23 protein-coding genes and 1 tRNA gene are annotated in these 23,796 nt (G+C 61.0%); 17 read left to right on the forward strand and 7 right to left on the reverse strand.

Going from position 1 to position 23,796, the window contains the following annotated elements:
* The first annotated feature begins 52 nt into the window (after window positions 1-52).
* The 9 genes from lysS to ACFP6B_RS03690 all read left to right on the forward strand — a co-directional run bounded on the left by lysS (window position 53) and on the right by ACFP6B_RS03690 (window position 8,089).
* Complete coding sequence (lysS, locus tag ACFP6B_RS03650; protein WP_185174710.1) at window positions 53-1,510, forward strand: lysine--tRNA ligase; 1,458 nt, start codon at window positions 53-55, stop codon at window positions 1,508-1,510.
* A 109-nt stretch (window positions 1,511-1,619) separates the two neighbouring features.
* Complete coding sequence (locus ACFP6B_RS03655) at window positions 1,620-1,817, forward strand: hypothetical protein (protein WP_377126944.1); 198 nt, start codon at window positions 1,620-1,622, stop codon at window positions 1,815-1,817.
* 202 nt (window positions 1,818-2,019) lie between these two features.
* A complete protein-coding gene (locus ACFP6B_RS03660; protein ID WP_377126947.1) occupies window positions 2,020-2,373 on the forward strand; it encodes a histone-like nucleoid-structuring protein Lsr2 in 354 nt (117 codons plus the stop codon).
* Between the two features lie 324 nt (window positions 2,374-2,697).
* Window positions 2,698-5,316, forward strand: coding sequence for an ATP-dependent Clp protease ATP-binding subunit (locus tag ACFP6B_RS03665; protein WP_237185229.1), 2,619 nt, complete (start codon window positions 2,698-2,700; stop codon window positions 5,314-5,316).
* Between the two features lie 419 nt (window positions 5,317-5,735).
* A complete protein-coding gene (locus ACFP6B_RS03670) occupies window positions 5,736-6,242 on the forward strand; it encodes an amino-acid N-acetyltransferase (protein WP_377126950.1) in 507 nt (168 codons plus the stop codon).
* 90 nt (window positions 6,243-6,332) lie between these two features.
* Window positions 6,333-6,890: a hypothetical protein gene (locus ACFP6B_RS03675; RefSeq protein ID WP_377126953.1), complete on the forward strand. Its 558-nt coding sequence runs from the start codon at window positions 6,333-6,335 to the stop codon at window positions 6,888-6,890.
* On the forward strand, window positions 6,875-7,204 hold the full coding sequence (locus ACFP6B_RS03680; RefSeq protein WP_377126956.1) for a hypothetical protein: 330 nt from the start codon (window positions 6,875-6,877) through the stop codon (window positions 7,202-7,204). Before ACFP6B_RS03675 ends, ACFP6B_RS03680 begins: the two co-directional genes overlap by 16 nt.
* 25 nt (window positions 7,205-7,229) lie before the next feature.
* Window positions 7,230-7,796, forward strand: a complete 567-nt coding sequence (locus ACFP6B_RS03685) for a hypothetical protein (protein WP_377126959.1) — start codon at window positions 7,230-7,232, stop codon at window positions 7,794-7,796.
* Window positions 7,790-8,089, forward strand: a complete 300-nt coding sequence (locus ACFP6B_RS03690; RefSeq protein ID WP_283490221.1) for a hypothetical protein — start codon at window positions 7,790-7,792, stop codon at window positions 8,087-8,089. The genes ACFP6B_RS03685 and ACFP6B_RS03690 overlap by 7 nt, the downstream gene beginning before the upstream one ends.
* Here the strand turns inward: ACFP6B_RS03690 and ACFP6B_RS03695 are convergent.
* The gene (locus tag ACFP6B_RS03695) at window positions 8,086-9,051 is read right to left on the reverse strand and encodes an HhH-GPD family protein (protein ID WP_377126962.1); all 966 of its coding nucleotides are present in this window, start codon (window positions 9,049-9,051) and stop codon (window positions 8,086-8,088) included. The two genes, ACFP6B_RS03690 and ACFP6B_RS03695, sit on opposite strands and share 4 nt — an antisense overlap.
* A gap of 86 nt (window positions 9,052-9,137) precedes the next feature.
* Here ACFP6B_RS03695 and ACFP6B_RS03700 point away from each other — a divergent pair, with 86 nt between their 5' ends.
* The 3 genes from ACFP6B_RS03700 (at window position 9,138) to radA (ending at window position 12,551) form a co-directional block, all read left to right on the forward strand.
* Window positions 9,138-9,920 (forward strand): hypothetical protein, encoded by a 783-nt coding sequence (locus tag ACFP6B_RS03700; protein ID WP_377126965.1) that lies wholly within the window; start codon window positions 9,138-9,140, stop codon window positions 9,918-9,920.
* Between the two features lie 95 nt (window positions 9,921-10,015).
* Window positions 10,016-11,083: a DNA integrity scanning diadenylate cyclase DisA gene (disA, locus tag ACFP6B_RS03705; protein WP_237199735.1), complete on the forward strand. Its 1,068-nt coding sequence runs from the start codon at window positions 10,016-10,018 to the stop codon at window positions 11,081-11,083.
* Between the two features lie 64 nt (window positions 11,084-11,147).
* Window positions 11,148-12,551, forward strand: coding sequence for a DNA repair protein RadA (radA, locus tag ACFP6B_RS03710; RefSeq protein ID WP_377126970.1), 1,404 nt, complete (start codon window positions 11,148-11,150; stop codon window positions 12,549-12,551).
* Here radA and ACFP6B_RS03715 read toward each other — a convergent pair.
* Entirely contained in the window at window positions 12,548-13,957 is a 1,410-nt protein-coding gene (locus tag ACFP6B_RS03715) for an FUSC family protein (RefSeq protein ID WP_377126973.1), read from the reverse strand. The two genes, radA and ACFP6B_RS03715, sit on opposite strands and share 4 nt — an antisense overlap.
* A gap of 278 nt (window positions 13,958-14,235) precedes the next feature.
* On the opposite strand from ACFP6B_RS03715, the gene ACFP6B_RS03720 reads away from it, so the two are divergent.
* The 4 genes from ACFP6B_RS03720 to pstB all read left to right on the forward strand — a co-directional run bounded on the left by ACFP6B_RS03720 (window position 14,236) and on the right by pstB (window position 18,341).
* Window positions 14,236-15,345 (forward strand): phosphate ABC transporter substrate-binding protein PstS, encoded by a 1,110-nt coding sequence (locus ACFP6B_RS03720; protein ID WP_237196383.1) that lies wholly within the window; start codon window positions 14,236-14,238, stop codon window positions 15,343-15,345.
* Window positions 15,346-15,428: 83 nt separating this feature from the next.
* Window positions 15,429-16,397, forward strand: a complete 969-nt coding sequence (gene pstC, locus ACFP6B_RS03725) for a phosphate ABC transporter permease subunit PstC (protein WP_237196385.1) — start codon at window positions 15,429-15,431, stop codon at window positions 16,395-16,397.
* A complete protein-coding gene (pstA, locus tag ACFP6B_RS03730; protein ID WP_237210248.1) occupies window positions 16,397-17,494 on the forward strand; it encodes a phosphate ABC transporter permease PstA in 1,098 nt (365 codons plus the stop codon). Before pstC ends, pstA begins: the two co-directional genes overlap by 1 nt.
* A 67-nt stretch (window positions 17,495-17,561) precedes the next feature.
* Window positions 17,562-18,341 carry a phosphate ABC transporter ATP-binding protein PstB gene (pstB, locus tag ACFP6B_RS03735; protein WP_135011575.1) on the forward strand — a complete coding sequence of 260 codons (780 nt, stop codon included), beginning with the start codon at window positions 17,562-17,564 and terminating at the stop codon, window positions 18,339-18,341.
* 204 nt (window positions 18,342-18,545) lie between these two features.
* Here the strand turns inward: pstB and ACFP6B_RS03740 are convergent, their stop codons facing one another.
* The 5 genes from ACFP6B_RS03740 to ACFP6B_RS03760 all read right to left on the reverse strand — a co-directional run bounded on the left by ACFP6B_RS03740 (window position 18,546) and on the right by ACFP6B_RS03760 (window position 23,514).
* Window positions 18,546-20,030, reverse strand: a complete 1,485-nt coding sequence (locus tag ACFP6B_RS03740; RefSeq protein ID WP_377126979.1) for a polysaccharide pyruvyl transferase family protein — start codon at window positions 20,028-20,030, stop codon at window positions 18,546-18,548.
* Window positions 20,031-20,169: 139 nt separating this feature from the next.
* On the reverse strand, window positions 20,170-21,180 hold the full coding sequence (locus ACFP6B_RS03745) for an inorganic phosphate transporter (RefSeq protein WP_377126982.1): 1,011 nt from the start codon (window positions 21,178-21,180) through the stop codon (window positions 20,170-20,172).
* Entirely contained in the window at window positions 21,180-21,797 is a 618-nt protein-coding gene (locus tag ACFP6B_RS03750; protein ID WP_377126985.1) for a DUF47 domain-containing protein, read from the reverse strand. Before ACFP6B_RS03750 ends, ACFP6B_RS03745 begins: the two co-directional genes overlap by 1 nt.
* Before the next feature lie 348 nt (window positions 21,798-22,145).
* The gene (locus tag ACFP6B_RS03755) at window positions 22,146-22,856 is read right to left on the reverse strand and encodes a hypothetical protein (protein WP_377126988.1); all 711 of its coding nucleotides are present in this window, start codon (window positions 22,854-22,856) and stop codon (window positions 22,146-22,148) included.
* 28 nt (window positions 22,857-22,884) lie between these two features.
* Window positions 22,885-23,514 carry an ABC transporter permease gene (locus ACFP6B_RS03760; RefSeq protein WP_377126991.1) on the reverse strand — a complete coding sequence of 210 codons (630 nt, stop codon included), beginning with the start codon at window positions 23,512-23,514 and terminating at the stop codon, window positions 22,885-22,887.
* A gap of 106 nt (window positions 23,515-23,620) precedes the next feature.
* On the opposite strand from ACFP6B_RS03760, the gene ACFP6B_RS03765 reads away from it, so the two are divergent.
* Window positions 23,621-23,693: transfer RNA gene (locus ACFP6B_RS03765), tRNA-Lys, on the forward strand.
* Window positions 23,694-23,796 lie beyond the last annotated feature (103 nt).

Consider the following 23,796-nt stretch of genomic DNA (forward strand, 5'->3'; position numbering starts at 1 on the left):
GGGCAACACCCCCGCCGAAACCACCGCCTTCGACCACGGCGTCTCAGAGCAGATGCAGATTCGCCTCGAAAAGCGCGCCAAGCTGCTCGAATCTGGCCGTGAAGCCTACCCCGTGGGCGTCCCCGTCACCCACACCATCACCGAAATCCGTGAGAAGTACGACGGCAAGCTCGAAGCAGACCAGACCACCGGCGACATCGTTGGTGTGGCCGGACGCGTCGTCTTCGTCCGCAACACCGGCAAGCTCTGCTTCGCCTCCCTGCAGCAGGGTAACGGCACCCGCATCCAGGCCATGATTTCACTGGCCAGCGTGGGTGAAGAATCCCTGGCTGACTGGAAGGCCCTGGTTGACCTGGGCGACCACGTCTTCGTCAAGGGCGAGGTCATCTCATCCCGCCGCGGCGAGCTCTCCATCATGGCGGACGAATGGCAGATGGCATCCAAGGCCCTGCGCCCCATGCCCAACCTGCACTCTGACCTGAACGAAGAGACCCGCGTCCGCCAGCGCTACCTCGACCTGATGGTGCGCGACGAAGCCCGCGACCTGGTCATCAAGCGCGCCAAGATCACCCAGACCGTGCGTAACGTGCTGAACGACCACGGCTACATCGAGCTGGAAACCCCCATCCTGCAGCTCATTCACGGTGGTGCGGCAGCCCGCCCCTTCGAAACCCACCTGAACGCTTTTGACCAGCCCATGACCCTGCGCATCGCCACCGAGCTCTTCCTCAAGCGCGCTGAGGTAGGCGGCCTGGAACGAGTCTACGAAATCGGCCGTGTCTTCCGTAACGAGGGCGTAGACTCCACCCACAGCCCCGAATTCACCACCCTGGAATGCTACGAGGCCTACGCCGACCAGTTCGTCATGGCCAAGCGCATGCAGGAAATCATCATGGCCTGTGCCGACGCTGTGGGCGTACACCAGATTGAAACCGAAGCCGGTACCATCGACCTGACCGGCGAATGGAAGTGGCTGGGCGTCTACCCCGGCCTGTCCGAGGCCGTGGGCGTTGAGATTACCCCCGCCACCACCGCAGAAGAACTGCGCGCTATCGCCGAGAAGCATGAGGTCCCCGTTGATCCCAAGTGGGACGCCGAGAAGCTGGTTGTTGAGCTCTTCGGTGAAATCGTTGAACCCACCCTCATCAACCCTACCTTCGTCTACGACTACCCGCCCTCAGCCCAGCCGCTGGCCCGCCAGCACCGCTCCGAGGCCAACCTCATCGAGGCCTGGGACCTCATCATCGGCGGTATGGAGCGAGGCACCGCCTTCTCCGAGCTCATCGACCCCGTGATTCAGCGTGAGCGCCTGACTGAGCAGTCCAAGCTGGCAGCAGGTGGCGACGACGAGGCCATGCAGCTCGACGACGACTTCCTGCGCGCCCTCGAATACGGTGCTCCCCCCATGGGCGGCCTGGGCCTGGGCATCGACCGCCTGATTATGCTCTTCACCGGCGTAGGTATCCGCGAAACCATCCTCTTCCCGCTTATGAAGCCTGAAGCCGAGTAAAGCGTCCTTACGCCCCTCTAGCCCGCCTGGCAGCCTGCCGGGCGGGCTTTTTTGTCAGCTATCTGGGGTAGATTGGAGGAAGCATAAACCCACGAAAGGTAAGGAAGAGATGGAATTCCTGATTGGCTTGGTTCCCTCAATTGGTGCGGGCCTGGTGCTTTATTTTATTTTGCGCTGGATGAACCGCGCTGACCGCACTGAGCGTGCCGCCCGGCAGAATATCGAAAAGGACGCCGAAGCCTGGTACCGATCTGTAAAAAGCGCGGACGGAACCCGGGACCCTTTTGGAACATCAGAAACTAAATAAAACTCTTTTTGTTCTCTAAAGCGTGACTTTATTTCCTTTTTGAGAAAAGAATATGTACTATTTATTTTAGTCATCAAGGGTGACTAACTCGATTGCGTACCCCACAGAAAAGGGTAGAAGGCGGATATTCCCTATACGTCTCCCTGCCCAAAAACGCGGTTGAGTTCATATTCCCTAAACAGCCTCATCCAAGGAGAAAATAATGGCTCAGAAGGTCAAGATTATTCTTGAAGACGATCTCGACGGCGGCCCCGCAGAAGAAACCGTACGTTTCGGTCTCGACGGCGGCCAGTTCGAAATCGATCTTTCTAGCGCTAACGCTGCCCGCCTGCGCGACGCCATCCGTCCTTTTGCTGCTAAGGCCCGCCGCGTGCAGGGTGCCCAGCGCACCCCCGGCCGCCCCGCAGGTTCACGCACCACTGCTAAGCGCAACCCTGAAATCGCTGAAATCCGTAAGTGGGCCCAGGAAAATGGCCACGAGGTTTCCAACCGCGGTCGTATTCAGCAGCATATTCAGGATGCCTACTACGCAGCTATGGGCAAAGAAAGCAAGTAAATAATCTTCTTCTTGTCTCTCTGAGGCGGAACCCGGTCAGCGGGTTCCGCCTCATTATTTATAAGCGGCCTATAAAGCACAGGCATGGAAAATGCTGGATAAACTCCAGGCGCATCTGATCGAGTAAATATAGAGGGGCATCTACACAAAAAGGTGGGCGACCTTGGAGTCGCGCAGCTGACTGAATACCAGCTCTCTTGTCGGCATAAGGCGCGGGAGCTTTCCCTCCCTGCGAACACCATTCATTCCGTGGCGAACAGGGCCCCGCAAGCTGAAAAACGCGCGTAATCTTTTGGGTAATAGTAAGTTTCCAAGGAGTGTTCAATGTTTGAACGGTTTACCGACCGCGCCCGCCGCGTCATTGTGCTTGCCCAAGAAGAAGCACGCATGCTGAACCACAACTACATCGGCACCGAACACATTCTGCTCGGTCTGATTCATGAGGGTGAAGGCATTGCCGCCCGTGCGCTGGAATCGCTCGGTATTAACCTCACCGCTGTGCGCGACCAGGTGCAGGACATCATCGGTTCTGGTCCCCAGGCCTCCAGCGGCCATATCCCTTTTACCCCCCGCGCTAAGAAGGTCCTTGAGCTGTCCATGCGCGAGGCCATTCAGCTGAACCACGGCTACATTGGCACCGAGCACATTCTGCTGGGCATGGTCCGCGCAAATGAGGGTGTTGGCAACCAGATTCTGACCAAGCTGGGTGCTGAGCCCGCCAAGGTCCGTCAGACCGTCATGGATCTGATTTCTGGCTACCCCGGCAACAACAATGGCGAGGGTGGCAAGGAGACCGCCGGTGTCGGCGCGGGTAACTCCCGCGAGGGCACCCCGGCTGGTTCTGCCATTCTTGACCAGTTCGGACGCAACCTCACGGCTGCGGCGCGCGAGGGCAAGCTTGACCCCGTGATTGGCCGTCACAAGGAGATGGAGCGCGTTATGCAGGTGCTCTCTCGCCGTACCAAGAACAACCCCGTGCTGATTGGTGAGCCCGGCGTGGGTAAGACCGCTGTGGCTGAGGGGCTGGCCCAGGCTATCGTCCACGGGGACGTCCCTGAGACCCTCAAGGATAAGCACCTCTACACCCTGGACCTGGGTTCCATGGTGGCCGGTTCCCGCTACCGCGGTGACTTTGAAGAGCGTATGAAGAAGGTTCTGAAGGAAATCCGCAATCGCGGTGACATCATCCTCTTCATCGACGAAATTCACACCCTGGTTGGTGCAGGTGCTGCCGAAGGTGCAATCGATGCAGCTTCTATTCTTAAGCCCATGCTGGCCCGCGGCGAGCTGCAGACCATCGGTGCAACTACCCTCGACGAGTACCGCAAGCACATCGAGAAGGACCCTGCCCTGGAACGCCGCTTCCAGCCTATCCAGGTGGACGAACCCAGCCCCGAGCTGGCCGTTGAGATTCTCAAGGGTCTGCGCGATAAGTACGAAGCTCATCACCGCGTCACCATCTCGGATGAAGCTCTGGAAACCGCTGTTAACCTGGCCCACCGCTACATCTCTGACCGCTTCCTGCCCGATAAGGCCGTTGACCTGATTGACGAGGCCGGTGCTCGCCTGCGCATTAAGCGCATGACTGCCCCGCCGGAAATCAAGGTACTTGAAGAGCGCATCGCCAAGCTTAAGGGCGAGAAGGAAGAGGCTATCGCGGCTAACGAGTTCGAGAAAGCAGCTGACCTGCGCGACAAGGAGCAGAAGCTGGCTGCTGAGAAGGAAGAGGCTGAGCAGCAGTGGCGCAACGCTGGCGACGCCTTCGGCGAGGTGACCCCCGAGGTTATCGCCGACGTCCTTGCCTTCTCCACCGGTGTTCCGGTCTACAAGATCACCGAGGAAGAGTCCGGCCGTCTGCTCAAGATGGAAGAGGAACTGCACAAGCGCGTCATTGGCCAGGAGAACGCTATCAAGGCTCTCTCCCGTTCAATCCGCCGTACCCGTGCGGGTCTTAAGGACCCCAAGCGTCCCGGCGGCTCCTTCATCTTCGCCGGCCCCACCGGCGTCGGTAAGACCGAGCTGGCTAAGGCCCTGGCTGAGTTCCTCTTTGGTGACGAGGACGCCCTCATCACCCTGGACATGTCGGAGTACCAGGAGAAGCACACTGTGTCCCGCCTCTTCGGTGCCCCTCCCGGCTACGTTGGCTACGAGGAGGGTGGCCAGCTGACCGAGAAGGTCCGCCGCAAGCCCTTCTCCGTTGTGCTCTTTGACGAGGTCGAAAAGGCTCACGCTGACCTCTTCAACTCCCTGCTGCAGATTCTGGAAGACGGCCGCCTGACCGACTCCCAGGGCCGCGTGGTGGACTTCAAGAACACCGTCATCATCATGACCACCAACCTGGGCTCCCGCGAAATGGCTCGCCGCGTACCCGTGGGCTTCCAGCAGGTCGGTGACGACCAGGGCTCCTACGAGCGTATGCAGGGCCGCGTGATGGAATCCCTCAAGGAGCACTTCCGCCCCGAGTTCCTCAACCGCGTGGACGACATCATCGTCTTCCCCCAGCTCTCCGAGTCTGAGATTCTGCAGATTGTTGACCTCTTCGTTGCCCGCCTGGCCAAGCGCCTGGCTGAGCAGGATATGTCAATTGAGCTGACCGATAAGGCTAAGGCTCTCATGGCAGCTAAGGGCTACGACCCCTCTATGGGTGCCCGCCCGCTGCGCCGCGAGATGCAGCGCAACCTGGAAGACCCGCTCTCTGAGAAGATCCTCTTCGGCGAGATCAAGTCCGGCGAGAAGATCACCGTGGACGTTGAGGGCGAGGGCGACCTGGCCAAGTTCACCTTCTCGTCAGCTCCCCTGGGTGAGCTGGACGCCGAGGCCTTCGACAAGGCCTTTGGCGAGGACGAGAAGGAACTCCCCGCAATCCCCGAAGCTGAGGTAGCTAACGAGACTGCCGAGCAGCGTTTCGAGGCTGAAGAGGCCCGCGAGGCCGACGAGCGCTAAGTCGCCTCTGCAAGTGCAAGCCGCCTGCGGCGTCCTGATACCAAGGCCGCCGCCGGCGGCTTTGTGCTGCACCGGGTAGTTTTGTGGTGCGATGGCTGGTTCTGTGATGCTTTTGTTATGGGCGGTCAAAAATGTAACCAAAGCTTGACCAACCTTTCAGCTTGCGCCCAGCTCTTTAAGGCTTGCGCTCAAGGCTGGCTTGCCATACTTAAGTCATACGGTTCGACAGAGCCCCTGAAGCTATAAAGCCCCGGTGTGTGGGGCAACTTTAGGACAAGAAGACTCTTGTGTGTATGTGTGTGTAATGATGTAAATCAGCTCCCGCGCCGGTTGGCGGTCGGGGGCTGATTTATTGTTTAAGCGGCTTCGCGTCTCACGGGGCTTTGGCTCCCGGGTGGGCAGGGCAGTAGCCTTGAGGAATGACAGATGTGACCGTCCGCCCCGCCACCGTGCACGATGTGCCCGCTATCCAAGCCCTGGTGCGCCCCCTGGCACTTGAGGGGATTCTGCTTGATAAAGAGGCCGTGGCCTACTACGAGGCTATCCAGGAGTTCCTCATCGTTGAGGACGCCGCCGGGCAGGTTCTCGGCTGCGGGGCCCTGCACGTGATGTGGCAGAATATCGCTGAAATTAGGACGCTGGCGGCAGCTCCTGCTGCGCGCGGTCGGGGAGTGGGGCACGCCCTGGTGGCCGCTCTGGTGGAGCGGGCCCGGCGGCTGGGCGTTGCCAGTGTTTTTTGCCTGACCTTTGAGGTGGATTTCTTCAAGCGCCAGGGGTTTAGGGTGATGGAGAACCAGGATCAGATTGACCCTGAGACTTTTATGGAGCTGCTGCGGTCGCACGATGAGGGTGTGGCTGAGTTTCTTGACCTTGCCCGGGTGAAGCCCAATACGCTGGGGAATACCCGGATGATTCTGGAAATCTAGGGGGCTGGGCTGGAGGTTTTCCTTCTGCAGGTCTGGAATATGCCCGGCTTTTAAGGTAATCTAGTTCACAACTTCTGAAAGGTGTGAACCATGAATCGTCAGGATTTACAGGGAACATACCGTCAGAAAAAGCGACCCGGCATCGTTGCCGGCGCCGCACTCGGCTTGAGCCTCTTGCTCGCCGTTGTTGCCTCGTTTTTCCTGGCGGGAACTTCAACTTTAGGGCGCTCACCGAGCAGTGAGCCTATTGAACACATTACGGTCACCCGCAAGGCAGCAGTACCCGGCTATTCCGATGCCCAGTGCTGGCAGGCCTTCACCCGCGTGGCTGAAACCAACATTCTGGACAAGGAACTTTTGGCCCATACATTTTCCGTTATCTGGTGCGCGAAGGACGGTGGCATCGTCTACCAGCAGGACGCCACCACGGTTGACTACGCGGGCCCCAACATGCGCTCAGAGCCGCCTGCTAACCCCGATTACTCACTGGCCTATGAGCTGGATTCCCTCGAGTCATACCGCACGGTTATTAGCCGCATGGTGAATAACAGTAGCGGGCTGCCGAGCTACGGTTTCGAACGGTGCGTGGCCTTTACCCTTGATGCTGAGGGTACTGCGGAAGGAGAGCTCTCATGCGTCCCCAACTAGACCTAGAGCAGGTACCCGGTACGGTTTTGGCAGAGAATGGTCGCCCGGTCTTTTTGCAGACAGTCCCCGGCCTCTTTGCGACCTGGGTTTATCCTCTAGCTCTGATTCTGCTTTTGCTGGTGAACCAGCCCCCGGCTCTGTGGTTGGTGCTCGCAGCTGGCGTTTACGCCCACGGGGTGCGCTACCCCAGGGTCTATGAGGTCTTTTACCCGGTCTACTTCTATCTTTCGGTGGTGCTTGTGGCCCTCCTGCCCGTGGTGCATCTGGTGCTTACCCTGGCAACCGGGGTGAGCGTGACGGACGGGCGCCCCTAGCCCCAGCGAGAAAGCGAGAAGAACCATGAAAACGAGGCATCACACCATCGTGCTAGGGCGGGTATGTACTGCGGTGCTGGTTATTCTGCCCCTTGCGCTGAGTTGGCTTGTCTCTAGCCAGCAAATGAAGAACTGGGACCACATGCAGAATAATGACGGTGCCCTACCTGTATCGGTGAGCTCCTGGAGCGTCAGCAACCTGGTGACGGGATCAACCCGAGATAAGATCACCGAAAAAGAAGCCGCTCTCTATGCAGACCATCAGTGCTGGCAGGCGAGTACCCCGGTGACAGAAGAAAACCTGCTGGGGTCTGACCTAACCACCACGGTTTTCTCGCTGGGATGGTGCACCGACGGCTCTGCCATCACCTACCTAAGCAACCTCACCTACACCTCATCCAGCTTCTCCTTGCTTGGCGATAATTCGGTCTGTGACAGGGAGCCTGAGATATGGGAAGAAAAGGGGCCTGCAGCCCGGGTATCGGTGGTGCGGGAGTTCAACCGTACCAGCCTCAACAGCTATGGCTACACCCGTTGCGTGAACTTCTCCATTGACAGTGAAGGTACCGCAGAAGCGAGGCTGACATGCTAAAGAGAACAGACACTCACTACGACACCACCGGCCGTCAGGTCTACCTCAACTACCGACCGGGCTTCTTCGCCCAGCCCTGGTACCCGGTGCTGGTTTTTGTGCTCCTTGTTCCCTCTGCCCAACTCTTGTCCCTTATTCTGCTCATCGCAGGCACATACGCTAACGGGGTGCGCTACCCCCGCCAGCACGGGGTCTTCAAGCGAGGCTACTTCTTCTTCTCCTTCATTGCCGGAGTGGTTATTCCCTTCGCAGCGATTTTCTGGGGCAGCGCAACGACCGTGAGCTTCGGTTAAAGGCTGACCCTATCGCCCTCAACCTGCCGGGCGAGGCCGTCCGCTAGGAGCCCCGAGAAACAGCGCTCAACCTGCTCCGGCGGGGGAGTGAGCGCCCGCAGCTTGGTAACAGCAGGAACAAGGCCCTCGGGGAAGACAATATCGGCCCGCCCCACACTGGTCAGCAACTCAACCGGAACCGGCTCCTGGGCAGCGCGCAGCACGCTCATCATGGCACCCCGCAACTGGCGGTCGGTACCGGCCCAGGCCTGGCCCTTAGGTACATAATCGGCCTCGGGGCGTCCTGCCGCAACCCAGGCACAGGAATCCACCACCGGGCAGCGCTCGCAGCTCGGGGATTTAGCGGTGCAGACGAGCGCTCCCAGCTCCATGACCGAGACATTCCACAGGCAGGACGCCGCCAGGTCAGCGGGCATCAGCTCGTCGGCTAAGCGGGTTTCGGCAGCCGTAAGCGCCTTAGCCGGCAGCGCCTTGCCCGAGATAAGGCGGGCATGAACCCGGCGGATATTGGTATCAATCACCGTGGCCCTTGCACCAAACGCAAAAACAGATATAGCTGCCGCGGTATATGAGCCCACGCCGGGTAAGGCCAAAAGCTCCTCATAGCTACCCGGAACCTGGCCACCGTGCTGCTGAACAATAGCCTGCGCCGCAGCGTGTAGGCGAAGTGCCCGGCGGGGGTAGCCCAGACGTCCCCACGCTCGCACAGCCTCGCCCGAATCTTCAGCCGCCAAATCAGCGGGGGAGGGCCAGCGCTCTAACCAAGTTTCCCAGACCGGCAAGACCCGCTTAACCGGAGTCTGCTGCAGCATAAACTCGCTGACCATCACCTCCCAGGGAGTATTGCTCCCGGTGCGCCAGGGCAGATCACGGCGGTTCTCTAAATACCACCCATTAATCTCGGTGTGCAGGTTCTCAAGTTCCTGGGGAGTCAGCTGGCTCAGCGGCAAAGTAAAAGACACCCCAACACTCTAAAACATCGGCCTTCACGAGAGCTAATACGGCGCAAAAGTTCCGCAGGCGGCATAGAAAAAGGTACTCTAGATGTATGTCTGAAAACGTTGATTCACAGGTGGAAGAGGTCTCACCCGAGGTCTACCGCCGCCGCCGCATTGTTGCCCTGCTTATTCTGGTCCTAGTTCTGCTCCTCATTATCGGTCTCATCAGCTGGTTAGCAGGTCGCGGTAACAGCTCCGACAACGCAACCGCCACCGCAAGCACCTCAACCAGCGCTGAAGCCTTCAGCGACTTTAGTCAGCGCGCCACCGAATCAGCGACCCCCTCAGAAAGCGCTGAGCCCAGCGACTCCGCAAGCGCCAGCGAATCAGCGTCAGCCGAAGCAAGTGAATCAGCCACCACCAGCGAGAGCGCCTCAGCAACCGCGTCCGCTGAACCTACCGAATCAGCTGAACCCACTGCGTCCGCCTCACCCACCGAGGTTGTTGCGGCTGCCTGCACCGCAGCCGACCTGCAGGTAAGCCTGACCGCCGACCGCAACAGCTACGCAGCGGGCCAGAACCCTGCCCTGGCCGTTACCTACACCAACACCTCGGGTAACCCCTGCATCGTGGCCGGAGGCGCCAACAACGTAGACGTTAACATCACCTCCGGCCCCGCCCAGGTCTACAACTACGCCCAGTGCTACGCCAACCCCGTAGAAGACGCCGAAGTTGCCGCAGGTGCCACCAACACCACCGCCCTGACCTGGAACCGCTCCCTCAACGTCCTGGGCTGCAACACCTCAGCAACCATCCAGCCCGGCTACTACTGGGCAACCGCAACCGTCAACGGCGTGACCTCACAGCCCGTCCGTATCATCGTCACCGGCTAAGACCCCTAGCCCCACAGACCGCTACCGCCCCGGCCCGCCCTGCGCGTGCCGGGGCGGTGCCGTTTCTAGCCCCTCTGTGCACTAAAATTGGTGGAGTGCTAACGGTTTATAGTGAATCCCTGCTGAAAACAATCGCCCAAATTGCCCCCGGTACCGAACTCCGCGAGGGCCTGGAACGAATCTTGCGCGGCCGCACCGGTGCGCTGATCGTGCTGGGTAGCGATAAGACCGTAGCGCAGATGTCATCGGGCGGGTTTGCTATCAACACCGAATTCTCTGCCACCCGCGTGCGGGAGCTCGCCAAGATGGACGGCGCGATTGTTTGCGACAAGGACGCTTCCACCCTGCTGGCTGCAGGAGTGCAGCTGCTCCCCGACCCGTCCATCGACACCAATGAGTCGGGTACCCGCCACCGCACCGCAGAACGCGTGGCAAAGCAAACCGGCTTCCCCGTCATCGCGGTGAGTGCATCTATGTCCCTGATTTCGGTCTATACCGAGGGAATCCGCTACACGGTCGAAGACACCCAGTCGCTCATGAGCCGCGCCAACCAGGCTATCCGTACCCTCGATAGCTACACCGAACGTCTTGAACAGGTGCTCCACCAGCTGTCCTCCCTCGAAATCGAAGCTAACGTAACCCTGCGCGATGTAGCCAGCACCCTACAGCGCATGGAGATGGTTCGCAGAATTACCGTCGAGGCGGGCCACTACGTGGTGGAGCTGGGCAACGTGGGCCGCCTGGTTGCTCTGCAGCTTGAAGAACTGACGACCCACGACCTGCCCGCCACCTGGGTAGTGCTGCGCGACTACCTGCCGTCTGAGACTACCCCTGAAGAGCTTCAGGCCGCTGTAGATGCCCTGGCTCAGCTTGACGATAAGGAAATCGTTGACCCCCTGACCATCGCCCGCACCGCAGGGCTGGGTGAAGAGTTAGACGCCCCCCTGCACCCCCATGGCCACCGCCTGCTGGCCGGTATCAAGTCCATGCCCGGGGCGGTTGCTGACCGCCTGGTCGACCGCTTTGACGGCTTACAGTCGCTGATGGCCGCCAGCCTCGATGACCTGCGGGCTGTTGAGGGTATCGGTGAACAGCGTGCCCGCGTCATTCGAGAATCCCTCTCCCGCATGGCCGAAAGCTCGCTCTTAGAGAGATTTATGTAGGCTTTAGCTGCTGGCGGCAGCTGGCCGCGCTTAAAGTGTCAGCCACCGGCCTTATGCTGTTGATATGGCTACCCGTAAAACAACCCGCTCACGCTCCGCTAACGCCTACCGCTGCACCGAATGCGGCTGGACCACCGCTAAATGGGTGGGGCGTTGCGGTGAGTGCCAGTCCTGGGGCACCGTAGAAGAAGCTGTCGGGCCGGTTGCCGCGAAAACCACCGTGGCATCGAGCGTGCAGACCCCCGCCCAGCCCATTGGATGGGTTGATTCTACCGTGGCCCAGTACATGAGCACCTGCAACCCGGAGTTCGACCGTGTCTTAGGCGGCGGCCTGGTGCCCGGGGCAGTGATTCTCATGGCCGGTGAACCCGGCGTCGGTAAGTCCACCCTGCTGCTCGATGTAGCCGCTACCTTTGCCCGCGGTGAGTCAACGGGAAAGCCCCACAACGTCCTGTATGTGACCGGCGAAGAATCAGCCGCCCAGGTCAAGCTCCGCGCCGACCGCATCGGGGCTCTGGCCGATACCCTCTACCTGACCAGCGAAACCGATCTCGGCACCGCCCTGGCCCATATCGAACAGGTCAACCCCGACCTACTGATTGTGGACTCGGTACAGACCCTGGCCTCATCGGAGGTCGAGGGGAGCGCCGGTGGCGTCACCCAGGTGCGAGAGGTTGCTGCCTCGCTGATTGCTGCCGCTAAACGCCGCAATATGTGCACCCTGCTGGTGGGCCATGTGACCAAGGAGGGCACTATCGCTGGCCCCCGCCTGCTGGAGCACCTGGTCGATGTGGTCTGCCAGTTCGAGGGCGATAAGCACACCCCTATTCGTATGCTGCGGGCTATCAAGAACCGCTTTGGCCCCACTGACGAAGTGGGCTGTTTCGATATGCACGAGGACGGCATCGCCCCCGTCACCGACCCCTCGGGTCTCTTTGTCTCCCGCACCCCGCACCCGGTCTCGGGCACCTGCGTCACCGTCACCATGGAGGGCCGCCGCCCCCTACTCGCCGAGGTTCAGGCCCTGCTCGACACCAGCGCCACCCCGCAGCCTAGAAGAACCACCAGCGGCCTCGACAGCTCCCGTATCTCTATGCTGCTGGCTGTGCTCCAGAAGCGGGCCGGGTTCAACGTGGGCAAGCTAGACTGCTATATCTCAACGGTAGGCGGGGCTAAGATTTCTGAGCCGTCGGCCGACCTGGCCTGCGTCATCGCCCTGGCCTCCGCCGCCCAAGATAAGCCCCTGCCCCGCAAGCTGGCGGTCTTTGGCGAAGTCGGTCTCGCGGGTGAGGTACGAGCTGTTCCCGGCATCCGCCAGCGTATCGCCGAGGTCGGGAGGCTGGGCTTTACCCACGTGATTGTGCCTGCCTCACCGGCCGGTGTGGGTGATGTACCCGCCGGGGTGTCGGTACGCGAGGTCGCCTCACTGGGGGAGGCTCTGGCCCTGCTCTTCCCCGGCCAGGGCTAGTCGCCCTTCTCCTTCGTGAGGTTCTGCTCGATTACGGTCAGCTGGGCTGTGTTCAGGGCCTGCTGCTTCTCAACCCTAGCGGCGCTGTCGAGCATCTGGGCGGACGCGTCCGCCCCGGTTCCCGCAGGCGGTACGGCAGGCATACTGCGGGGGTCGCGTACCGAGGCTTCGCGAATCTCCCGAATGGGGGCGCGGTCTTTTGCGCGAAGAACCGTGGTGAGCTGACGGGTATCGTCCCGGTGCTTCTGCTCCACCCGCTGCCGTTGGGAACCCTGCTGACCACCGGCGTCCGCATCAGCCTGCACCGGGAGCATCGTAGTGGTGGGGGCGTGCTCCGTCATGGAATCACCCAGGGGCACCAGCATATCGACCGCCTGCTGGTGGGTCAGGCCCGAAGCCTCCAAAAGGTCGACCACCAGAGGGCGGAGCATCAGCACCAGGGCCTCAGCCTCCATGGTGCGCACACCCATCATGTGCGGCTCCAGGCGACCAGCCAGATGTGAGAGATCACGGCGGGCCTTCATCTTCCGCTCGGTACGGACGTCCGCATCGGGGGCAGACATACCCTCACCCAGCGCCTCCACCGCGTCACCAATACTCTTGAGCGCCTCAGCGATAGAGGTGATAGCCTCTTGCGAAATATGCACGTTATTGATGGTTGAAGCGAGTCGGCGGTTAAGCACCCGGGTGTTGCGGATAGCGTAGTCAATCTTGCTCAGGGCCTGGGAATAGCGGTCGAGCTCCTTCATATGAGACCGGCCAGTCCAGGCCAGCTGGGCCATGCCCTTTGAAGTAATAATGTCCTTCTCACAGGTGTTATAGAGAGGCTGTAGACGACGGGCGGACGCCAGGGCATGCCAGGCCTCCTTGCCGTCGTAGTGCTCCATCGCCTCACCGGCATCGCGGAAGACCGCAGCAAAAGCCCCCATCATCGTGCGGGCATTCTCACGCGGGATGCGACGCGGGTCTTTAGGGAAGAGGAACATGAGCAAGAAAGCGCACAGGCCACCGACAATACCGTCTAGGCTTCGGGCAAAAGGCCCGTCAACATTCGGCGGGAGCAAGACCACCAGGCAGGACTGCAGACCCATCTGAATCGTGAAAATAATACCGTTATCCAAAAAACGGGCCAGCATAATAGACAGGAACATCACAAGCCCTGCCTGCCAGATGCCCCGACCCAGGGCCAGCATCATCATGTCACCCATCAAGATACCCAGGGTCACACCAAACGACACCTCAAGGATGCGGCGGGCGTGGGTAGCGCCGGTGATATAACCCAGAGAAACAATGGCAGCGGTTGCCGCAAAAATCGGTTCGGTATGCCCCAGCACCTTCTCCGCAAAAAGATAGGCCCCGATACCCGAGACCACAATCTGAAGAGACTGGAAAAAGCCGTCCTTCATACGCTGCCAGCCCAGGCGACTATGATCCCGAGCTCGCTTCTTTAAACTTTTAACCTGCTGACCAAAACCCATACCCACTATTCTAAACCCGCGGCCTCAACTCGACCGCCGGCGTCCTTAACCCTAACTGTGCGCCCCCTGTTCACCCACCGTTCACCCACTGCTAGCCCACCTGCTACCTAACGCTCCTAAAGTCAGATGCGTTAGACACCGTTCCCTTCCTACTCACCGTCTCACACGAGACAGGGTAGGGCACACAAACTCAAAGGAAATCACCTGTGAAGGCTAAGTCACTTGCTCGTTGGGGCTCACTTGCAGCTGTAGGCGCACTCGCATTCACCGCTTGCGGTTCAGACAACGCAACCGGCACTGCCACCTCCTCAGACGCAGGTTCCAGCGCAGCTTCCCTGCCCTCCACCCCCCTGACCGGCGTCGGCGCCTCATCCCAGCAGGCAGCAATCACCGCTTGGGAAACCGGTTTCGCTAACCTGGGCGGCACCGTACAGTACTCACCGGACGGCTCCGGTGCAGGCCGCGAGGCCCTGCTCGCTGGTGGCGCTAAGTTTGCCGGCTCAGACCGCGCTCTCAAGGCTGAGGAATGGGAACAGTCCAAGGAGGTATGCGGCGACGGCGGCGCCATCAACATCCCCGTCTACATCTCCCCCGTAGCCGTAGCCTTCAACCTGCCCGGCGTCTCATCACTGAACCTGGACGGCGAAACCATCGCCAAGATCTTCAAGGGCGAAATCACCACCTGGAACGATGCCGCTATCGCCTCACAGAACGAAGGCGTTACCCTGCCCGATACCAAGATCACCGTCGTCCACCGCTCGGATGACTCCGGCACCACCCAGAACTTCACCGAATATCTGGCTGCCGCCTCTAACGGCGCCTGGGACGTAGAAGCAGACGGCAACTGGCCTTCCCAGTATGCCGGTGAATCCAATAAGGGTACCTCCGGTGTTGTCTCCACCACCTCATCCACCGAGGGTGCTATCACCTACGCGGACGCCTCAGCCATCGGCGACCTGGGCAAGGTCAACGTCAAGGTTGGCGACTCCTACGTTGAACTGTCAGCAGAAGCCGCTGCCAAGACCGTTGAACTCTCAGAGCGCGTCGGCGGCATGAACGAGAACGATATGGCGATCAACATCAACCGCACCCCCGATGACTCCACCGCCTACCCCGTTGTTCTGGTCTCCTACCACATCGTCTGCTCCGGCTACTCCTCAGAAGACGACGTCACCCTGGTCAAGGCCTACGAGAACTACGTAGTCTCCGAGCAGGGCCAGAAGGACGCCGCTGACGCAGCCCACTCAGCCCCCCTGACCAGTGCACTGACCGCTGACGCCCAGAAGGCTATCGAATCCATCACCGTTACCCAGTAACACCGCGTTCATCAAGGTGCGGCCAGGTCTCCCACCCGGCCGCACCTTGAACCGCGTCAAAACGACAAAGGTTTCACATTCCCATGTCAACCACAGCAGCACCGCAGTCGGGCACCAGCAGCGCCCGCGCGAAAACCAAGGACCTTCCCGATGTAGGAAACCCGGCGGCAGATAAAATCTTCTCGGGTATCTCCCTCGGCGCCGGCGTCCTTATTCTTATCGTCCTGGCAGCTGTCGCTATCTTCCTGGTCGCCCAGGCCCTGCCGGTTTTCACCGCAGACCCAGCAGACCTCACCAGCGGCAGCTTCATCCAGTACATCATCCCGCTGACTATCGGCACCCTCATCGCCTCGACCATTGCCCTGCTCCTGGCAACCCCTATCGGCATCGGCGTGGCTCTGTTCATCTCCCACTACGCCCCCCGCAAGCTGGCTAAGGGCATCGGCTACGTCATCGACCTGCTGGCCGCTATCCCCTCCGTTATCTTCGGTGCCTGGGGCGCTTCGGTACTGGCCCCCAAAATCGTGCCCTTCTACGACTGGCTGGCCACCTACCTGGGCTTCATCCCTATCTTCGAAGGCCCCGCCTCACAGACCGGTAAGACCATCCTGACCGCGGGCATCGTCCTGGGCATCATGATTCTGCCCATCATCACCTCTATGTGCCGCGAAATCTTCATCCAGACTCCCACTCTGCAGGAAGAAGCAGCCCTGGGTCTGGGTGCCACTCGCTGGGAGATGATTCGCATGACCGTCTTCCCCTTCGCCCGCACCGGCATCATCTCCTCCGTCATGCTGGCCCTGGGGCGTGCCCTCGGTGAAACCATGGCAGTGACCCTGGTACTGGCGTCCGGCCCGCTGACCGCCTCCATCATCAAGTCCGGGAACCAGACCTTCGCCTCAGAGATCGCCCTCAACTTCCCCGAGGCCTACGGCCTGCGCATGTCAGAGCTTATCGCCGCAGGTCTGGTGCTCTTCGTCATCACCCTCATCGTCAACATCCTGGCCCGCATGATCGTGGCCCGCTACAAGGACTTCTCAGGAGCTAACTAATGTCTGTAGCTACCACCTCATCCCGCTTCGCCAGCCGCCAGGCCCCCAAGTGGCTGCCCCTGGCCGTCGGCGCAGGCTCCCTGATTCTGGGCGCCGCCGCCAGTGCCCTTACCGGCTTCTCCATCGCAACCTTCGCCCTCTTTGCAGGCATCATCTTCGTGATTGCCGGCCCCCTGGCCGTCACCTCCTTCGAGGGCAAGCGCAAGGGCCAGGACGCCTTCGCCCGCTACCTGGTCTACGGCACCTTCCTGGTGGCCCTCATCCCCCTGGTCTCGGTGCTCTACACCGTACTCGCCAAGGGTATCCCCGGCCTGTCAGGTAACTTCCTGAGCACCTCTATGAAGGGTGTCACCGGCGTACACGATAACGCCGCTGCTGCCGGCGAAGGCCCTGTGTTTGGCGGTATCTATCACGCCATCATCGGTACCCTCGAAATTACCCTGCTGGCCACCGTCATCTCGGTCCCCATCGGCCTGCTCACCGCTATCTACCTGGTGGAATACGGCCAGGGCAAGTGGCTCTCCAAAGCCATCACCTTCTTCGTGGACGTCATGACCGGCATCCCCTCCATCGTGGCGGGCCTCTTCGCGGCCTCCTTCTTCGCCCTGGTATCAGGTAACCCCATGAACCGTATGGGCCTGGTGGCTGCGGTCGCCCTGTCCGTCCTCATGATCCCCACCGTGGTGCGTAACGCCGAAGAAATGCTGCGTATCGTGCCCAACGAACTGCGCGAGGCGTCCTACGCCCTGGGCGTCCGTAAGTGGCGTACCATCATGAAGGTCGTTATCCCCACCGCTATCTCGGGTATCGCATCGGGCGTGACCCTGGCCATCGCCCGCGTCATCGGCGAAACCGCCCCCATCCTGGTGACCGCAGGCTTCGTCACCTCCATCAACTGGAGCGCTTTCAGCGGCTGGATGGCAACCCTGCCCACCTACATCTACTACCAGATCATGACGCCCACCAGCCCCACCGCCGCCTCGGTCTCAGAGACCCGTGCCTGGGCTGCCGCACTGATCCTAATCATCATCGTGATGGTACTCAACCTCATCGCCCGAGCCATCGCCAAGATCTTCGCCCCCAAGACCGGCCGATAAACCCAGCAGCGCACCAGCCTAGCGCACCCACCGGCCCCCACAAGACTTTTAGAAAAAGGAAAACTCCATGTCAAAGCGTATCGACGTTGAAAACCTGAACGTGTACTACGGCGACTTCCTCGCGGTAGAAGACATCTCCATGGAAATCGAACCCCGCACTGTCACCGCCTTCATCGGCCCCTCAGGCTGCGGCAAGTCAACCTTCCTACGCACCCTCAACCGCATGCACGAGGTTATCCCCGGTGCCCGCGTTGAAGGTAAGGTGTTGCTCGACGGCGAAAACCTCTACGGCAAGGGTGTTGACCCCGTGGTCGTCCGCTCCCAGATCGGTATGGTCTTCCAGCGCCCCAACCCCTTCCCCACCATGTCCATCCGCGAAAACGTGCTGGCGGGCGTCAAGCTCAACAACCGCAAGATCTCCAAGACCGATGCAGACGAGCTGGTCGAGTCCTCCCTGCGCGGCGCCAACCTCTGGAACGAGGTCAAGGACCGTCTCGATAAGCCCGGCTCAGGCCTATCCGGCGGCCAGCAGCAGCGCCTGTGCATCGCCCGCTCCATCGCGGTCAAGCCCGATGTGATCCTCATGGACGAGCCCTGCTCCGCTCTTGACCCCATCTCAACCCTGGCCGTTGAAGACCTTATCAACGAGCTCAAGGAAAACTTCACCGTCGTCATCGTGACCCACAATATGCAGCAGGCAGCCCGCGTCTCAGACAAGACCGCCTTCTTCAACATTGCGGGTACCGGCAAGCCCGGCAAGCTCATCGAGTACGCCCCCACCCAGGAAATCTTCAACAACCCCAGCCAGAAGGCTACCGAAGACTACGTCTCAGGCCGCTTCGGCTAAGCCTAGCGCCCCGCTAGCGCCCGCTCTAAGCGGGCCTACAAAACTTCCCTCACCCCGTAGCTGTGCGGGGGAGGGAACACCATGGGAATGTGTGTGCCGCCCGGCCCCGTAACTCCTTTCGCTGCTGGAAAGGACGGGGTCGGGCGGCTTTTTAGTGTGGCACTCCGGCTTATACCGGGGTGCTGCGTATCTGCCGGTGCTTGGCTACTCGCCGCGCATCTTGCGGCGCATCCAGCCGCGCAGGGTGGCGTTTTCTTCGGCCTCAATGAGGGAGTCAGCCAGCTCGGCGTTACGACGCTCTAGCTCATCGGCACGAGCCTGGGCCCGGTCGCGCTGGAGTAGACGCTGGTAGTCCCAGGAGAGGGCCCGGTCGGTCTCTGCACTGGCACGGGCAGCCGCCAGTGAAATCTCGGCAATATCGTCGCGCACTAGCAGATTGGTTATGTTCCACTCGCCGGTAAAGATGGTGGGGGTGTTGCCCAGCTCGCGGACGGCCGGGGCAGCCTGCTCTGCTCCGTGCAGGAGGACGTGGGAGGCGGCGTCCCACCAGCTGGCGGAGAAACCGCGGAGCTGTTCGGCTCGCGCCAGCAGGGTTTCAGAGAGTTCATTGCGCAGCTGAATGACCTCGTGCAGGGCTTCAGCCGGGGCATCAGAGTTGAGCAGAGCCAGGGGAATAGCGTAGTTTTCAGCCCCGTACTGTTCCATCATGCCGCGCACCCGCATATCGGTGAAGGCATCGGGCAACAGGGCCACAAAGGGAACACCCGCTGAGAGGGAGAAGACGCCGGGGTGGTAGCGGGTAGAGACCGCGATGAAGGCGCCGCGGTGAACCTGCACGGCGTCGTCCGCGTGCACCATGGGTAGCTGCACGGGATTGGAGAACATGTGCGAGGCAATCTCGGCGTGCACCGCCACATCGCCCTGGTCGGTCAGGGGCTCGCCCATGTGGGGCAGGAAGACGGTGCGCAGGCCGTATTCGCGGTGCATATCGTCAAGCAGCTGCCCAATAACCCGGGCCTGCCCCGGGGCAAGACCTGAGAAAGTAGCGCAAATGTAGTGTTCGGGTAGATCAACGACCGGACGGCCCGGTAGGGAGCGCTTCTGATGCTGGTAGAAAGTGGCGTCGTCCACAATCAGGTGGGAGTCGATAGCCGCGTTACGCGCCCAGGCCTGGGAGAAGCGTTCCCGCATGCCCACGAGCTGGGCTGACGAGAGCATATCACGCAGGGTCTCGGCGTCGGCATCGGTGAGCACCGGCCCTACCGACTGGCCAGAGATAACCAGGGGAATCTCGTGGGCCTGGGCTACCAGAGCGTAGGCGGCGCGTTCGTAGAGCAGGTGCCCGGTTGCTGAGTTCATATTGCCCCCACCGGCAATCACGATGCCGTCCATGTCGGCTACCTGGCGTACAAAGGTGGTGATATTTTCAGCGGCGGGGTGGCCTCCCAGATGCTGTCTGACTTGGCCCAAGAAAATTTCGCGTTCGGCAGGGGGAACCGGGAAATCGAGAGTCTTGATATAGCCGGTAGCGGTGCCGATGTAGGCCTGGGAGTGCTCAACAGAGCGGGTAGCGATATAGACTTCGTAGCCGCGGCGGGTGAGCTCAGCGGCGGTTGCGATGCCCATAGCTTCGTCGCCAACGTGGTACACAGACTGCCCTAGGTCTGCGAGCACAAGAATGCGAGGCATGATTAGCGGTTTCCTTTCACAAAGCGTGGGTGCGCTACGGGGGAGCGCTCCGATGTGCCCGTGCCTGGTGGGCAGCTTTGAGGTGGTGCGAGTGGTTTCTTATATACAGTCTAGTCTCGCATTGTTTGCGGTGGGAGCGCTACAGCAGGGGGGAGAGCGCTAGGAAGAGGATTGCAGAGAGGACGAAGCAGGCTGGCATGGTGATAAGCCAGGTCAGGATTATGCGGAGCACAATTTTGTGGCGCACGGCGGCAAAGCGCTGGTTGACCCCTGAGCCGAGGACGGCGGAGGCCGCTAGGTGGGAGGACGAGACCGGGGTGTTGAGGAAGAACTGCAGGAGCACCATGGCCAGTGCGGTTGAGCTTTGGGCAACGGCCCCGCGGAAGGGGTCAACCTTGACCATCTGGTGCGCGAAGGTGTAGCCGATGCGGGAGCTGCCCCGGGCGGTGCCGAAACCCAGCACCATGGCAAGGAAGAGGGCGGAGATGATGTAGGTGGTGGGGTGTACTTCGAGCCCGGCGGAGAGTAGGAGAACAGCGTAGATAACGACTGCGCGCTGTCCGGTTTGGATTCCGTGAATGAGGGAGATCAGAGAGTTGGCGAGGGAGAGGACGCTGCGGGAGAAGCGGTTGACGGTGGAGGGGTAGGAGCGTTGGAGCAGGCCGTAGAAGGGGAAAACCGCTGCCCAGGCGAGGATGAAGAGGACGATGGGGGCCAGGATAAGGGGTACGAAAAGGAAGGTGGTGAGGGGTTCAGAGAAGGGGGTGGAGGTGCCGAGATCGGTGGCGCGGGCTGCCCAGGCGGCACCGGCAAGACCCCCGATGAGGGCGTGGGTGGAGGACGACGGAATGCGGAACCACCAGGTAATAATGCCCCAGATAATAGCTGAGATGAGGGCTGTAAGAATGAGCCCCAGACCGGTGTTGTTGTGGGGCACAGTCAGCCAGTGGGTGGTGACGGAGCCCAGCATGATACCCGTGATGGCCATGCCGATAGCGTTGAAGAGGGCGCTGGTGCGCAGGGCTATTTTAGGGGTGAGTGCCCTGGTTTTGACGGGTATGGCGGTGGCGTTGGGGGCGTCGTGAAAGCCTGTGACGAAGGTGAAGGCGATTAGGGCCAGGCAGCTGAGGGCAAAGAGGGTGAGGGTCACTAGGATTCCTGCACGATGATGCGGCCGATTTCAGTGGCGACGGTGCGCATGGCTTCGGACGCCTCAATGAGCTTGTGCACGAAGCGGGTGGTCTGCAGGTAGCGGGTCTGCTTGTAGCGGTCCTGGATGTCTGCATCGTATTCTTCGGCGATGCGCACGGCCTGTTTGGTGATGCGGAGCATGGTGATCCAGTAGTCATCGAGGTCGCGCAGGGTGCTGAGTTTGGGGATGATTTCGGTGGTGAGCACTGCCTGGCGCTGGATGAGGTCGAGCAGGGTCGCGGCCTTGGGGGAGAAACGCACGATGTGGTAGAGATGCAGAATGTTAGCTGCTGAGGTGAGCTTTTCAACGACGTTGTTGAGTGAAACAGCCAGGGTATAGATATCTTCGCGGGGAATAGGGGTTGAGAAGGAGCTGCGCACAGCGGTCATGGTGGTGTGCAGCATGTCGAGGGTTGCGGCCTCGTGGGTGAGGGTGCGTTCCAGAAGTTCCGGGTAGCGGTCTTCGGGGGAGCCCACCATTTCTGAGAGCAGGGCAGCTGCTCCGGTGACCTGTTCTGAGAGCGCGGCGAGGGCGGTCAGCGAGGTGTTTTCTTGGGGGAACATGCGTTGGAGCATGGGCCAGCTCTCCTGGGTGTGGGCGGGTGGGCAGGTGCTGAGCTTATGGTACCGCGCCAAGGTTAACGGGGTGGCGCTCGCCTGTAATGCGGGCGGACGCAAAAGCCGGGCTGCCTGCCTCGTGGAAAGGGAGGCGGAGCCCGGCAACTGCGGTATGAAGTTTAGCGATGTCAGGCTGGGAGCGCCTCTCGGCGGAAGGCCGCTCGAAGCGGCTAAAGATTTGGAGCCCGGGGCTACCTATTAGCAGCCTGACATCTTGGTATCCATCATTCTCCTGTTCGTCAGCGGTGTCAACCCCGGGCGGTGCTCCAGGCTGTTTTACCTGTCGGAGAGGTGCTGCCGCGGCCTTTAGTCGAGAGTTCCAGCCCGCCAGTTGAGGGCGGCTTCTTCGAGCTCGCGCGCGGTTCCGGTGAGCCTACGGGCAGCGGTTCGCAGGCGGACGGCCCGCGCAGCGGCCTCGTCGCGCACCTCGGCTGAGGGGCGGTGTAGCTCGGTCACCTCATCGGGGTGCCCGCCCCTGGGTGAGACCCGCTGGCCGTGCCTTAGCTCCAGGGCGACATCGTCCTGCCCCAAAGCCAGCACGCGGCAGAAAGCCGCAAAGCGGTTGAGGGCAACGTCGAAGTCGCCGGTGTAGGCGCCTGCCAGAATTGCATCGACGGTGGCGCAGATTTCGTCAGCAGTAGGCGGCGAGGGCACCCCGGCCAGGGCCTGAGCGAGGTAGCTGGAGTGCATGCCGCGCTCGTAGTAGTGGCTCATGAGCTGAGAATTAGCGCGAATGACGCCGCGCAGGGCGTAGATGCGCCAGAGGGCACCGGCGATGGTCACGGGGGCAGCCCGCGACCAGAGTTCGGCGACAGCTTCTATACCGAATTCGTCGGTGTAGTGCACCAGGCGCTTGGTGACGGAGGGGTCTTCGTTGGCGCGTCCGCGGGCTAGTAGGGCGCGGGCGGACGCCTGGGCGGCAGTTGCGAGGTCTTCTGGGCTGCCAGCCCCCTGGTAGCGTTCAAACTTTTCGGTGGAGAGGCGGACGGGGCGGTGGAAGCGGGCGTCAGAAGGCATGCCTACCAGTGTAGAACTGCTGAGGTACTCAGCGAAAGGCTATGCGCTGAGAGGTAAAACTCGGGTGCGGGTGATAATGCTGGTCAGGAGCAAGGCCGCAATGGTTCCTGCCAGGGTTTGGCCTGCCAGGACGGCGATTTGGAGCTGGGCGGCGAGCAGGGGAGGTGGCCCCCAGGGCTAACCAGGCCTCAATCTCCCCCTGACGGGCAGCTGTGAGGGTGGTGAAGTTGCGTGCTGTGAGGGTTGTGATGGTCATGGTTCCGCCAATGATGATGCCAGCAACCGCTACCAGGTTTTGGGTGGAGTAGGGCACCAAGCCAAGGGCGAAAATCAGCAGGACAGCAAGGAGGGCACCTAGAGTGATGGATAGCGCGGTTGCTGCCAGGCCCCGGTGGAGCTGTTTGCTGTGCTTGCCGGAGGTGATGGTGGCGGTGGTGAGCATGAGGGCGACGAAGATCACTAGCGCCCAGGGGGCGGCCAGGATGCCCTGTAGCAGGAGGGCAATGATGGCAAGCTGTAGGCAGGCCCGCAGAATCGAGATATAGGGCTGCCAGCGGAGCTGGATCTTCTGGGTGGCAAGCAGGGCTGTGGTGAGGCCAACGAAGAGCAGCAGGGCTGCGGCGTAGTGGGTGAGGGGGCTGTGCAGGAGTGCGTTCACACAGCTATTAGAGCACGGTAATGGGGCGGACGCTTGCCGCGGCCGGGTTTTTGGAGCTTTGCGTCACGGGGTGTATAGTGGAAGGCGCTGAGTTTACTCAGTGGATGCGCCTTTAGCTCAGTTGGTAGAGCATCGGACTTTTAATCCGTGGGTCGTGGGTTCGAGCCCCACAGGGCGCACAAAACAAGCCCCGCTGGTATTGAACTGCTCCCCATAAGTTGGACTACTAAAAAACAGTCACCAACTAATGGGGAGCATCTCCTATGCGAGCACGAAGCTCAC

The sequence above is a fragment of the Rothia nasimurium genome (genome assembly GCF_042660305.1).
Taxonomy (GTDB): domain Bacteria; phylum Actinomycetota; class Actinomycetes; order Actinomycetales; family Micrococcaceae; genus Rothia; species Rothia nasimurium.